8 protein-coding genes are annotated in these 13,654 nt (G+C 56.4%); 3 read left to right on the top strand and 5 right to left on the bottom strand.

Translation table 11 applies throughout. The features are described from left to right. Positions 1–3: 3 nt before the first annotated feature. Positions 4–3,177: a SusC/RagA family TonB-linked outer membrane protein gene (locus RUDLU_RS0113670; protein WP_027303039.1), complete on the bottom strand. Its 3,174-nt coding sequence runs from the start codon at positions 3,175–3,177 to the stop codon at positions 4–6. 257 nt (positions 3,178–3,434) lie between these two features. Here RUDLU_RS0113670 and RUDLU_RS0113665 point away from each other — a divergent pair, with 257 nt between their 5' ends. Then, the gene (locus tag RUDLU_RS0113665; protein WP_019988949.1) at positions 3,435–3,755 is read left to right on the top strand and encodes a DUF3276 family protein; all 321 of its coding nucleotides are present in this window, start codon (positions 3,435–3,437) and stop codon (positions 3,753–3,755) included. Between the two features lie 201 nt (positions 3,756–3,956). After that, positions 3,957–5,057: a redox-regulated ATPase YchF gene (gene ychF, locus RUDLU_RS0113660; protein ID WP_027303038.1), complete on the top strand. Its 1,101-nt coding sequence runs from the start codon at positions 3,957–3,959 to the stop codon at positions 5,055–5,057. A gap of 83 nt (positions 5,058–5,140) precedes the next feature. Here ychF and RUDLU_RS0113655 read toward each other — a convergent pair whose 3' ends face one another. Together RUDLU_RS0113655 and RUDLU_RS0113650 are read right to left on the bottom strand one after the other, a co-directional pair. Next, complete coding sequence (locus RUDLU_RS0113655) at positions 5,141–8,311, bottom strand: PVC-type heme-binding CxxCH protein (protein ID WP_019988947.1); 3,171 nt, start codon at positions 8,309–8,311, stop codon at positions 5,141–5,143. A 209-nt stretch (positions 8,312–8,520) separates the two neighbouring features. Next, a complete protein-coding gene (locus tag RUDLU_RS0113650) occupies positions 8,521–9,828 on the bottom strand; it encodes a type IX secretion system plug protein (RefSeq protein WP_019988946.1) in 1,308 nt (435 codons plus the stop codon). Between the two features lie 104 nt (positions 9,829–9,932). Between RUDLU_RS0113650 and RUDLU_RS0113645 the strand changes: the two genes are divergently transcribed. After that, positions 9,933–10,826: an EamA family transporter gene (locus tag RUDLU_RS0113645; protein ID WP_027303037.1), complete on the top strand. Its 894-nt coding sequence runs from the start codon at positions 9,933–9,935 to the stop codon at positions 10,824–10,826. 110 nt (positions 10,827–10,936) lie between these two features. Here RUDLU_RS0113645 and RUDLU_RS0113640 read toward each other — a convergent pair whose 3' ends face one another. After that, on the bottom strand, positions 10,937–11,344 hold the full coding sequence (locus RUDLU_RS0113640; RefSeq protein WP_019988944.1) for a hypothetical protein: 408 nt from the start codon (positions 11,342–11,344) through the stop codon (positions 10,937–10,939). 105 nt (positions 11,345–11,449) lie between these two features. Further along, positions 11,450–13,615, bottom strand: a complete 2,166-nt coding sequence (locus tag RUDLU_RS0113635; protein WP_245581669.1) for a T9SS type A sorting domain-containing protein — start codon at positions 13,613–13,615, stop codon at positions 11,450–11,452. Between the last annotated feature and the right edge of the window lie 39 nt (positions 13,616–13,654).

Raw genomic sequence — 13,654 nt, 5'->3', positions numbered from 1 at the left:
AGATTAGAAGTTGAACTTAGCACCTACTGCGAACGTCCGCGGAACCGGATACGACTCATCATCATTGTTCAGCTCGGTACCACCCCGTACACCCGCGTCGGGGTTATTGCCGGGGTATTTGGTGAATAGAAACAGGTTGTTGGCCGACACAAAAATCCGGGCGTCGCTCAGCACCGACCGGAGCCGGGGCAATGTGTAGCCAATCGTAACCGTTTTGAGCCAGATATAGCTGCCGTCGTACACGTACCGTTCGCTACTCTCGCGCGACCATTTGAAGTAATTGGTGCCCCCCTGCGAGTTTTTGGCCGTAGGGTTTGAGCCGGGATTCTCGGGCGAGCGCCACCGGTCTTTGGCTTTGTCGAGCACGTTAAAGACCCCGTCCATGTTCATCGTCGAGGCTTCGATATTGCGGTAGATATCAAAGTCGTGCGCCCCCAGAAACAAAAGATTCAGATCGAATTTACGGTAATCGGCCGCTACAGTCCAACCCCAGGTGAAGGCCGGGTTGGGGTTGCCAATCTCCACCATGTCCTGCGTATCGTACGTGATTACGCCATCGCCGTTGGTATCGGCAAACTTCATTCCGCCCGGAATCACACCGTCCTGCTTGGGCGATGCGTCGATTTCGGCCTGCGTGTTAAAAATGCCCAACTTCCGGTACCCGTAGATCATCCCGATTGGACGACCTACCTTCTGCACATTATACCCACCGTAGAAACTACCGTACCAGAGCATGTCGTTGGCTCCTTTGATGGCCAAAATCTTGCTGCGGTTGAACGCAATGTTGGCATTGGTTCGGAAGTTGATAGCTCCAATATTGGTCCGGTAATCGGCACCCAGCTCAATACCCCGGTTTTGCACTTTCCCGATATTAGCCAAACTCGTTGTGAAACCCGACACCGCCGGTATCGAGATCGGTAGCAGCATATCGTTGGTAATCTTCTTGTAATACTCGAAGGTGAAACTGAGCTTGTTGTTGAACAGCGACAAGTCCATACCGATATCCAGCTGATTCGATTTCTCCCACTTCAGTTCTGAGTTGGCAAACGAGCTAACCACTTTCCCCGGCGCAAAGGCATTGTCGAGAATGTAGTTGTTGGCCCCCACAAACGCGAGGCTTGGGTAGTTACCAATGTTATTGTTACCCGTTACGCCCCAGCTTGCGCGGAGCTTGAGGTCGTTCAGCCAGGCGTACTTAGGCATAAAAGGCTCCTCCGAAATACGCCAGCCCACCGAGGCCGCCGGGAAATCGCCGTACTTGTTCTGTGTACCAAACCGCGAACTTCCCTCCCGCCGAAACGAAGCCGACGCCAGATAGCGATCTTTGAATGAGTAGTTGACCCGCGCCAGATACGCCAGCAGCGTAAAACCAAATTCATACGAGTTTGACGACCGGATAGAGCCTGCGCCCAAAAACGGCACCAGATCGTCGGGGAAGGTATTGGCCGAACCCGACAAGCCCCGCACGGTCTCCTGTTGAGCCGTAAAACCAACCAGGGCATTCAGGTTATGATCGGTACCAATAGTGGGCGTGTAGGTGAGCAGTTGATCGAGCGAATAGTTGGCGAGCTGCTCGGTGGTTTCGCCGGCCGTCGCAATGCGGGGTGGAGCACCGGCCGTTCCCGAAGCAACCGACAAGCCAATGGTCGACGGGACAAACTCGCGGTAGGTGTTATAATTGATCTTGGCATTGACCGACGAGCGGAACTGGAGATTTTTCAGAATCGACACCTCCGCGAAGGCGTTGGTCAGCAGATCAAAAATGTTCCGTTTGCGGGAAACATTGTTCAGCACAAATACCGGGTTCGGAAACCCAAATACCCCGTCGACCCCGCCAATGTAAGGGCGTAGTGATCCGTCGGGGTTACGCACCGGCTCACGGGGGTCCATAAGCAGGGCACCACCCACGAGCGCACTACGGCCATCGGTATTGGCCACATTCTGACGGGTGTATGAGCCATTTACGTTCAGGCCAACGTTCAGAAACTTGTTTACCTGCCCCGTCATGTTGCTACGGACGGAGAAGCGGTCGTAGTTGGTTTTGATAATAGAGCCCTGCTCTTTGTAATACCCCACCGATAACAACGAACGAATGGGGCCTTTGCCCGACGAGATCGTCAGGTTCATGTCGCTGTACGGCGCGTTGTTATTCAGAATTTCGCCAAACCAGTCGGTCGAGTACTTGGTCTGTTCGGGGTAGCGGAATCCGATAGGCACCTCTTCAATGGCCGGTTCGCGCTTTTGGAAGTAGCGGATTCCGTCCATGAATACATCCTTTTTAAACTGAGCAAACTCGACTCCATTCAGCATTTTTACCCGGCGCGAACTGGGCACATTCTGAACGCCGTAATCCAGCGACAGGTTGATACCCACCTTGCCTTCCTTGGCATTTTTAGTCGTAATCAGCACAACGCCGTTGGAGCCCCGCGCCCCATAAATGGCTGTTGAGGCCGCATCTTTCAAGATCGAGATGCTCTCTACATCATTCGGGTTCAGGTTCTGCCCTACCGAGGTTCCCACCGCAAAGCCGTCAATCACATAAAGCGGGTCGCTACCTGCCCCAAGCGAGCCGATCCCCCGTACCCGCACCTCAAATGCTCCGCCCGGTGTACCACTTTTTTGCTTCACCACAACCCCCGGTGCCCTACCCTGCAAGGCTTGGTTGAGGTTATTGGCGGGTTGTTCTCCAATATCTTTCATGCCAATAACCGACACCGCCGAGGTAATATCCTGCCGACGTTGGGAGCCATAGCCCACCACAACCACCTCGCTCAAGGTCTGATCGTCGGGCGTCAGCGTAACGGTTATCGAGGTTTGGGAACCGACGGATATTTCCTGCTTCAGGTAACCCACAAAACTGAATACAAGCTGCGCCTGCGCACTGGGTACCGACAGCCGGTAGCCCCCTTCGGCGTCGGTGGTGGTACCCTGCGTGGAGCCTTTTACCACTACACTCACACCCGGCAACCCGGCCCCTTTTTCGTCGACCACCCGACCCGATACAACGATATCGGCCACCCATCGCCCGGCGGGTGCAGGTGTTACATTAGGACTGTGGAGGGCTAAAAGCGGGCTCTCTGTTCTTGTGGGACTCGCCGAGATTGATTGCGCCTGTACGAGGCCAGGGACACCGTAGGCGAGCAAGCCTATGGCTACAGTTTGGGAAAGAAATTTCATGAAGGTAAGGGAATAGGTGAACGAGCATGGTGACTAAAAAACAGAATACTTATTGACCAAATATTACCAATACCCCGTATGCTACTTTCCCTTACTTACCCCTTTTTTTATTTCTTTTTAATATTAAATTGACTTTTAACAAGCCACACAAGACAAAATTTGGCCCTTTGTGAAAATATATTTGATAAGTTTCTTTCGATCCTAATACTATTGCAGTTAATTTGGCGTTTAGCGCGACTGCATAAACCTCACTGATTGTGGACGAACGAGAGAAGGAGAAAATCTATTCGAAACGAGTGCGAGCTGGTAAACGTACCTACTTTTTTGACGTAAAATCAACGCGCAGCAACGATTATTACCTAACGATCACCGAAAGCCGTCGGCACCCACAGGGAGATGGCTTTACGTACGAGAAACATAAAATGTTTCTCTACAAAGAAGACTTCGATAAGTTTATAGAGGCCCTTCAGGAAACCATCGAATTCGTAAAAACCGACCTGATGCCCGACGTTGATTTTACCCAGTTTGCTCACCGCGACGAGATTGACGAGTTCGGCACCGAACTCAAATGGGACTAGCTTTCCAATCTGACCATTCCTACAAACCCAGAGCCTCAGCCTTCGGTCTGAGGCTTTTTTGTGGCCCGCTACGGTGATGGTCCGCTACGGTCGTTGTAATTTTGCAAAAAAACCGCGCGCTGCCCATGGTTGATAAGCAGTTGGTTGGCCAGGCATATGCCCTCCGGCCCGCTCTTATCCCGTAGCCGCACTTCCTTCAATATGGGTTTACAATGTGGAATCGTGGGCTTACCCAACGTGGGTAAGTCGACCTTATTCAATGCTATTTCGAGCGGCAAAGCCGAAGCCGCCAACTATCCGTTTTGTACCATCGAGCCCAACGTGGGTGTAGTAACGGTGCCCGACGAACGACTGAACACACTCGAAGAGCTGGTAAAACCACAAAAAGTGGTCCCAACCATCATCGAGTTTGTCGACATTGCCGGCCTCGTGAAAGGAGCCAGTCAAGGGGCAGGTCTGGGTAATAAATTCCTGGCCAACATCCGGGAGGTCGACGCTATTGTGCACGTTATTCGGTGCTTCGAAGACGAAAACATCGTGCACGTGGAAGGCCGCGTAGACCCCGTATTCGACAAGGAGATTATTGATGCTGAGCTGCAACTGAAAGATCTCGAATCAGTCGAGAAAAAGATGCAGCGTATCGACAAAGCCGCCCGCGTTGGCGACGCCAAGGCCAAAGCTGAGCTCGAACTGCTGAAACAATACAAAGCGGCCCTCGAAGCTGGCAAAAGTGCCCGTACCGTGCAGACTTCACCCGAAGAGCGCGAAGCTGCCATCGGCGATTTGGCCCTCCTGACTGTAAAACCGGTTATTTACGTTGCCAATGTCGACGAGGCATCCCTACCCGACGGTAACCAGTACTCCGAAAAACTGAAGGCAGCCGTAGCCGACGAAGGGGCCGAGGTCATTGTAATTTCGGCGGGGATTGAGTCGCAGATTTCCGAAATGGAAGACCCCGAAGAGCGTGAGCTGTTTCTGGGCGAGTACGGCCTCACCGAGTCGGGATTGAGCAAACTGATTAAGGCATCGTACCGGTTGCTGGGTCTGATTACGTATTTCACCGCCGGGGTGAAAGAAGTACGGGCTTGGACCATCCACCGGGGTTGGAAGGCTCCACAAGCCGCGGGTGTCATTCACTCTGATTTTGAGAAGAAGTTTATCCGGGCGCAGGTGATGAAACTCCCCGATTTTGCCCAGTATAAAACCGAAGCGGGTGTCCGCGAGGCCGGTAAGCTATCGGTCGAGGGAAAAGAATATATCGTTCAGGACGGCGACATTATGGAGTTTCTGCACGGCGCGTAAACGCCCTGTTCATACTCTATTTGAATCAAAAAAGGCTCTGGAACGGTTCCAGAGCCTTTTTTGATATATCCATTTAACTGACCTTACTTTTCCATGGGGTGCTCTTTGAGCAGCTGCTCAGGCGAGTAAAAGTCCGTCTTACCCGCTGTCGCGCCACGTACCCGCTTCACCTGGTCCGCCGTGATCGCTCCCGCCCGGTTGCCAAACGAGTTGCGCACGTACGTCAGCACGGCCGCCAGCTCGTCGTCCTTCAGCAAACCCCCAAACGGCGTCATCGGTACCTGACCCGGGTAGGTCTTACCCCCCACCTCAATCGGACCCAGCAGACCCTTCAGCGCCAGCTTGATCAGCCGATCTTCGCTGCCCACCACCCAGTTGGTGCCCGCCAGGGGCGGGAAACCCGAAGCCGCCAGACCCCGACCATCCGCCTGATGGCAGGTGCCGCAATAGCCTTCTTTACTGTAAATGGCCTTGCCCCGGTTATAGAGCGCCAGCTCCGCTCCTTTCAGGTTGTTGGCCGCAACGGTCTCTTTGGCCTGCGCTTCTTTCACGTTCATGCCCTGCAGGTGCGCCACCGCTGTCCGGTGGGCGTGCACCATCCAGTCATCAAGCGGTTTTGCGCCCGCCCGCGCCAGAATCGGTAGCCCCTGACTCGGCTTGAGCCACGAGGCTGCCACGATCGCCATCAGCCGCACCCGGCTGTTGGGGTCATCGGCCGCCGAAGCCAGCAGGGCCGCCTGATCGGGCACCTGATGCCCCGTGTACCGCAGCACCTGCACGGCCGCAGCCCGCACCCGGTAATCGTTCGCCTTCAGCAACCGGCGCAGCAGCGGGGCATCCACCCGGTTAGCGCCCCAGGTTACCCACAGCCCTTCCAGCAGATGATGCTCATAGCGGGCATCGGCCGGGTTAAGGCCCGCCACCCACTTCTTCACCCCGGCCACCACCTGAGCGGCCGGACGGCCGCGTAGCTCCCGGCGTGTGCGGTAGCGGCTGCGGTACTCGGGCAAGGTCAGGTTGGCCAACAGTGTGTCTATCGGTGCCCCCGCAATCCGGGCCGGCCGTACCAACGGACGTCCTGGGTAGGTGATCCGATACACCCGACCGTGCACGTGGTCGCGCAGGGGGTCGCGGGCGTTATGCTGCATGTGCCCGATCAGAATGTTGTGCCAGTCGATCACGTACAGCGACCCATCGGGCGCAAACTCCATGTCCACCGGCCGGAAGTTACGGTCGTCGCTCACCAGCAGGTCCTGCCGGTGGCGGCTTTTGTAGCCCGTTCCGTCGTCTTCGAGCCGGTGCTGCTTGGTGCCCAAAAAGCCAATCGTGTTGTTGATCAAGAAATCGCCCTGCACCTCCTCGGGGAAGTGGCGGCTCGAGACAAACTCCAGCCCTGAGGTGGGCCGCACCCGGTGAGCCTCCTCGATCAGCTGCACCGACTTGTGGGTAGCCTGTCCGTAGCGGGGCAGCACCGTGCCCGGCAGCATCCAGCGCACGTCGGGGCTGGAAGTCTCGGCAAAGAACGGCTGGCCCCAGTCATCAAAGGCGATGCCCCAGGGGTTAGGAATCGACAGTTGCGCGGTGCGTTCGAGCTTCTTTATCTGGGGCGCGTAGCGGTAGAAGCCCCCGTTGGTGGCACGCACCGGCCCGTAGGGCGTTTCGACGTTGGTGTGCAGAAATACCCCTTCGCCCGAGTAGATGGCCCCCGAGGGGTCCACCGTGAAGGCATGGCTGTTATGATGGGTGTCGTGGTCGTCGAAGCCACTTAGCAGAATCTCCCGCCCGTCGGCCCGGTCGTCGCCGTTGGTATCGGTCAGCAGCACCAGGTTGGGGCCCTGCGAAACGTACACGCCCTCAGCGGCCAGCTCGAAGCCCAGCGGCAGGTGCAGACCCCGGGCGAAGATCGTCTGCTTGTCGGCCTTGCCGTCGTTGTTCGTGTCTTCCAGAATAAGAATCTTGTCGTCGGGCTTGGCATCGCCGGGCTTGTAGTGGGGGTAGCTGGGCATCACCGCCACCCACAGGCGGCCCTTATTGTCGAAGGTCATCTGCACGGGCTTGGCCAGATCGGGGAACTCCTGTTCCGAAGCAAACAGCTCGATGCGGTAGCCGGGGGCCACTTTGAGCTTGGCCAGGGCATCGGCCCCGTAGAGGTAGGTCAGGCTGCCGTTGCGCTCAGGGTTGAAGTTGGTCTTCACCGTAGGCAGGGCCCGCGTGCGGGCGTCGGCCGCGGCCAGATCAAACGGCTGGCCCTGCACCGTGCGCCAGATGGCCGTGTCGCGGATAGCCGTCAGCTGGCGGATCTTCTCGATCTCGGCGGGATAGTTGTCGGGCCCGAAGGGGTTATACCGCCGACCGTAGACGTGCACGCCGTTGGGGATTTTGACGTCGTTGTGCCACATCCAGTTTTTTTCGAGCACAGCCTCATCCACAGCCGCCCGGCGGGCCGGGTCGGTTTTAGCGTTGCCGAAGACTTGGTCGGCCAGCAGGGTGGCCAGCTTGGCGTAGCCAGCCGCGTTGAGCTGGCAGCCGTCGATGGTCAGGGGCTCTTTGGTCTGGGCGTACCAGTTCTGGGAGGGGGTGAACACATCGATGCAGCGAATGCCGTTCTGGCGGGCCACCTGCTGCATGGCCTGGGCGTAGCGGAGCAGGTTAGCGTTTTGGGTCTGTCCGTTGGGCAGGTCGAAGCGGTCGGAGAGGTCTTCGAAGGCAATGGGCGAGACGAGCACCAGCTGGGGCGGTGTTTTGCCGTTGTAGCGCTGGGCGAGGGTGTGCTTGACAAAGGCGTCGAGTTCGGCCTGGAAGGTGGGCAGGCCGGCGGGTCCGTTGAAGGACTCGTTGTAGCCGAAAAAGGCCAGGATAACGTCGGCCCCGGCGCGGGTTATCCACGCATCGTGGGATTCGAGGTGACCTTCACTGGCCGAGGGATTGGCCAGCTCAGTCTGGAACTTTTCGGCACCGGGGAAGGCCCAGGGGTTAGCGCGGCTGGGGCTGGGTCGGAAGCCGGGGGTATCGCCCGCATCGCACATGTTGCGGATGATGAGGTTGTGCTGGGGGAATCGGAGGTAAAGCTCGGTCTCGAAGTGGGGAAAGTGGAACATGCGGGAGCCGAGGTTGTTGCCCAGCAACACGATGCGGCTACCCGGTTGCAAAGTCAGAGCCTCGGGGGCTCCCGACTGGAACGCACTGAACCCGATCAGGGCCAGGCCAATGCCCAGAATTAACGTAAATACATTTCTTTTCAGCGGCTTGCTCATCGGAAATTAGGCGGAGAAACAGTTTACAAAGGGCCGTTGACCGCTCCATACCGGAAGCGAACTACAGCTCAACAGGTTACCTTAGTAAGGAATCTGGGCCAATAATATACCGCGACGTTGGCCCGAAAAATTGTGCAATCGATTCCAGCCAATGTTATACCCCAACTGATAAGCGCGCCTTCTGTTCTGACGACCGAATCCAGCGTTTTTTATCGACGCTTGCCGAATCCCACTTTTCTGTAAGCCACCAGCTGATCGGCGCGGCCCGCCGGGGGGCGGTGGTACACAAAAACTTCGTAATCGTTTTCGGTCTGGGAAAAGTTACCCTCCAGCAACGACTCATCAACGAGGGGCTGCGGACTGGTCCGAGCCACCGCATACACATAGTTGTACACGCCCTGCTTGAGCAGGATGGCTGCCCGGTAACTGCCCGAAGCGGGGTCGTAAGTCATGCGGTTCCGATCATTTTGCCGCCAATTGTTAAATGCCCCGTTTACGTACACTTCACCGTCGGGAAGCTCCGCCGTTTTGAGTGTAAACACCGTCTCGATGTAGTCGGCACTCACGCTACCGTTCTGGGTTTCGCGATGGTCGATCACGTACCGGCCGTTGAAATCATCAAACTGAATATAACCGCCTACACTCCGGGGTTGGTCGATCATGACATAAGCCGTCGTTTTATCTTCCCGAGGCACAATCCGGTCCACGAAATTACTGCGGGAAAGTACCGTTCGGGTATCAAAAAACCGGTATTCATTGCTGCCGGGTATGGTGTTGGTCAGGTCGAACAGGTGGTACTCAAGCACCTGATCGAACACCCGCACGTTGGTGGGTTTCAGGCCGGTGATGATCCGGTCGTCGCGGTAGTTCTGGCGAATGATAATCTTGAAATCATCCTGGGGCGAAATCACCTGATACCCTTTGTAGTTGAGTGTCAGGTCGATTTGCTGATCGCGAAACTGCCGCTGCGGGCTGCTCGAAAACTGTACCGCAGCCCCCACCGACACCCGGTTTTGGTATGTACTGAACCTCCGCGACAAGATCAGCTGCCGGGGGTTCCGCTCGTTGACCACCACCAGCATATAGTTGCCTGGTAACTTCACCTTGGGCACCTGAAACCGGTAGTGATAGTACTGCACCTTGGTGCCCATCGAAACCTGATACTCCGTAATGGGGTAGTCGTTGAACTCGTACGTAAATTCAATATCGTTCAGTACCGACTTCTGCCAATCGGCGTTACAGTGCACCAAACGCGCCCGAAACGGCCGGTAATCGCCCGACAGGTCGTCGAATTCGAGCACAAGCGGGCTATCGGTGTTCAACTCCGTTACGGGTGGGTTGAGGGTACGGGCCGGGCTGGTTACGTCGCCCCCGATGGCGGGGTACAGCAACACCGTCTGGATTTGGGTATCGTAGTTGACATCGGCGGTTTCGAGCGGCTGGGCTACAAGTGAGCCAAACGCGGCCGCCCAGAGCCAGCTTGTCAGGAGTAATACGTAACGGTTAGGTGCAGTCATGCCGACGAAACAGGGGTTGCTGGTTATGGTTGACTAACGATTCGTTTGTTGAATATCTTGCATTTTCCCGGATTCTCCCCCCTTCCTGGTTTTATTTCTGCCCTATGTTGTTGCTTGCCCTTTCGCTTACTTCCTTAGCCATTCTGGTCCGCATTGTCGCGAATCCGTTGGCCAACGTGTTTCAGAAACAACTTACCGAACGCGCGGCTGAGCCGCTTTTCGTTACGGCGGCCACCTACGGATTCCTGTCAATTGTGTGCCTGGCGGTGGTGCCATTGGCGTCGCTGACGGGCTTACCAACGGCTTTCTGGACAAACATGACCGCCTGCGCGATACTGTCGGTACTGGGCAATGTGTTTCTGGTGCGGGCCATGCGCATCGGCGACCTGTCGGTGCTGGGGCCTATCAATGCGTACAAGGCGGTGGTCAGTATGCTCGTGGGGCTGGTGTTGCTGGGCGAGCGCCCTACACTGGCGGGCCTGGCCGGTATTGGCCTGATTGTGGCCGGTAGTTATGTAGTGCTCCGCCAACCGGGCGCGGCTTCAACCTTATCTTTGGCTGTTTTCCGGCGGGTCGATGTGCGGCTGCGCGTGCTGGCGCTACTCTGCTCGGCTGTGGATGGTGTGTTTCTAAAAAAAGCCATCGTGGTAAGTTCACCCCTGACGGCCTTCTCGTACTGGTGCCTACTGGGGTTTGGCCTCTCGATGGGCTGGATTCTGCTGGCGCAACGAGCCCACTGTGCCAGTCAACTACGGGTGTTATGGTCACAGCGGGCTACGTATTTGCTTTTATTTCTGTCGATTGGGTTGATGCAGATTTCCACCAACATTGCCTTTAGCGGCACGCCTGTTGGCTACGCACTCGCCCTGTTTCAAACCTCAGCCCTGCTGAGTGTTTTGTTTGGCTACCAATTTTTCGGCGAGCAAAACATCATGCGCAAGCTGGTTGGCGCAGGCGTCATGGTTGTCGGCGCGAGCCTGATTATTGTGCTGGGATAATGATGAGTGATGAGTGATGAGTGATGAGTGATGAATTGTAAAAAACAATTTTGCATCAACAAAGCCATCATTACACATTATCCATTACTCATCATACATTATCTGTTACGTCAATACGCCAGATACCGATCCGTATCGTCGTTTTCTCGTTCGTTACGAAGCTCGTTGGGGTCGGCGTCCACATCGGTATCGTTCAACCGATCCATCTCTTCATCGAGTAGCAACTCCTCTTCCGTCAGTTCGTCGCCCAGATCGTTTGATACATTTTCGGTAGCGTTGCGAGCGGTCATGTTATCGGTGTACAGAATGGTGTCGGAGGCCTCTTCATCGCCCGGATTCATGTTGTCGGGTACGCCATCGAGACCGAGTTCGGCATAAACAGCCGGGTCTTCGTTAACATCATTGCCGGGCATGTTGGTAAACTGGGGCGACATGCCTTCCAGGGGGCCACCCGTGTTCTGATCAACCTGCTGAGGGCCGGCCGGTACACCCGATTGCGCGTTGGTGCTGCTTTCCATTGTCGTTGAGATAAGGAGATGATAAATAATGACTGCATAACTCCTCACACGGCCCGATGTTCGGGCGTCTTAGGCAACGCCCACGTATGTACAGTCAGAACCGGATCAACGCCAAATCACCACTTTTTCCACACGAGCCGGTTTATTGGGGGCCAACAGTCGTACCAGATAGGTTCCTTCGGGCAAATCGCCGAGGTCGATGGTCGTTTCGTTATAGGCGCGCACGGGGGCACCCGCCCGCACCACTTGCCCCGCCAGATTGATTACCTCGGCCGTGCCGTCGTGCGGAGGGCGCACGGTCACGTACCGGTCTGTAGGATTAGGATACGCCCAGGGGGTGGTGTCGTCGGTGGTGGGTTCTGTAGCCGTGATAAGCACCTTTTCGGAGTCGTTTTTGATAAACCGCAACCCGCCAGCTATCGTCCCAAGCACCAGATCAGGGAGTTTATCTCCATCCAGATCGGCCGCAGCCAACGTTAAGTCTGTACCGGCAAAGGGCAGGCTTTTGAGCGAATCGAGCAATACAGCCGGTTGGGTCGGGGAATCGGGGAATCGGTACAGGCGCAGTTGTCCGTTATACGATCCCGTGACCAGTTCGGGCCGGTTGTCGCCGTTCAGGTCGGCCACTACAAGCGAGCGCGTACCCGTAGTGATGTCGCCCGTGAGGTTGCCAAACGTCTGGCTTTGGGGTGCATACACCGGGGCCGCGTTACTGCCCGTGTTTCGGTAATACTCGACCGTCCCGATTTGCTTACCCACCAGCAAGTCGATCAGCCCATCCCGGTCTACATCGGCAAACGTAAGCAGCTCGCGTAACCCAATCGTCGAGGGTACCGGCCATGTACGGGCTTCAGCCGCAACGTACCGGGCTGCCGAACCGCGGGGGGCCGTGTTCAGAAACACCCGCACCTGCACCACCCGGCCGGCCCGGCTCGTGAGTACCAGATCGGGCGTTTGGTTGCCGTCCATGTCAATCAGTTGCGGTACCGTATAGGTCACGTTGAGCGATTGCGCCAGTCCCAGATAGTCGGTCGTGATTAGTTCAAAGGCCGGATCGTTGGCCGTGCCCTTGTTTTCGAAGTACCAAAGCCCCGCCCGCGTGCCCGCACTCGTGATGGTGCCCGCATGGCCCACGAGCAAGTCAGCATCGCCATCGCCGTCCAGATCAGCCAAGGCCGGGGCCGAATTTTCGCCCAGGTCGATCATGCCGTCCTGCAAAAAATTCTTCTGCACGAGTTCATAGGATGGCTTGGTCCGGGTGCCTGTATTGCGGTAAAACCAGTTGGAGGCCCGGTAGTCGGTGAGGCCGCCGTCGTTGCCTGAGTTATTGGGCGAAACGAGCAAATCGGCATCCCCATCACCGTCGATGTCCTCCAGAAACGTTGCCAGAAACGACGGAAAATCGACGGGTGCGTTAGCCGGGAACTTCGTTTCGGCCGACACAAAATTAGCTTTCGCGTCGTTGGTTGTCGCGTTCCGAATCTGATTAACGTTAAAACAGCCCACATGCCCCAACAGAATATCTTTCCGGTTGTCGCCGTCGGTATCAGCAATAGTCAGGGTAATACCCGAATGAGCCGGGCGGGCTCCTGCAGTTGGGGTGGCAATACGCCCTCCACCCTGGCAGTTGACGCCAAAGGCGAAGGCCTCGCAATCATTGATAATAAAATTACCCCAGCAGTCGCCATTTCGTTTGAAGTCGAGCCCCGGCAAGGCACCGGGGCCGGGCGTCCGGTTGCGGCTGAGGTTTTCGTAATACACCACGTAGCTTCCCCCAACCTGAGCCGCCAGCACATCAATATCGCCATCGTCGTCTAAGTCGGTAATGGCGGGAATATCTACAGGTGAGCCGTAGATGGGCAGCAAGCCGCTAAACCCTTCGACCATAAGCGGATCAGCTACAGGCTGAAACCGGACTTGCCCGGCAGTGGAGACGTTACGAAACAGCCGGATGCCTGCCGTCGTGTAGGTAAACAGGTCGCGTCGGCCATCGGCGTCATAATCAACCAACAGCATCCAGTTAAGCATGGCCGGAAACATCGGTTCGTAACTGGGGTCGTACCGAAAGCTCCCGTCGGCCTGCGCCAGAAACGTACTGACCTTGGAAGCCGTACGGTCAAACACCACCAGATCGTCGCGGGAGTCAGCGTCGAGTTTCATCATCGAAAACTGACAGGCGTTGAGCCCCCCGGCAAAGGCATTGGGCAAGGTTTTTCCAGAAACAACGGCCGAGGGTCGCTGCTCATACCGAAACGAATATCTTTGCGCCAATGAAATCAACGGCAGCAGAACCAAAACCAGAGAAAGTCT

It is taken from the genome of Rudanella lutea DSM 19387, assembly GCF_000383955.1.
Taxonomy (GTDB): Bacteria; Bacteroidota; Bacteroidia; order Cytophagales; family Spirosomataceae; genus Rudanella; species Rudanella lutea.
The sequence above is the reverse complement of the archived record's forward strand: the minus strand, read 5'-3'. Positions and strand labels throughout refer to the sequence as shown.

Coding starts and splice junctions, on each gene's coding strand:
- RUDLU_RS0113670 (WP_027303039.1), bottom strand. CDS start 3,177: ATGAAATTTCTTTCCCAAACTGTAGCCATAGGCTTGCTCGCCTACGGT.
- ychF (WP_027303038.1), top strand. CDS start 3,957: ATGGGTTTACAATGTGGAATCGTGGGCTTACCCAACGTGGGTAAGTCG.
- RUDLU_RS0113655 (WP_019988947.1), bottom strand. CDS start 8,311: ATGAGCAAGCCGCTGAAAAGAAATGTATTTACGTTAATTCTGGGCATT.
- RUDLU_RS0113650 (WP_019988946.1), bottom strand. CDS start 9,828: ATGACTGCACCTAACCGTTACGTATTACTCCTGACAAGCTGGCTCTGG.
- RUDLU_RS0113645 (WP_027303037.1), top strand. CDS start 9,933: ATGTTGTTGCTTGCCCTTTCGCTTACTTCCTTAGCCATTCTGGTCCGC.
- RUDLU_RS0113640 (WP_019988944.1), bottom strand. CDS start 11,344: ATGGAAAGCAGCACCAACGCGCAATCGGGTGTACCGGCCGGCCCTCAG.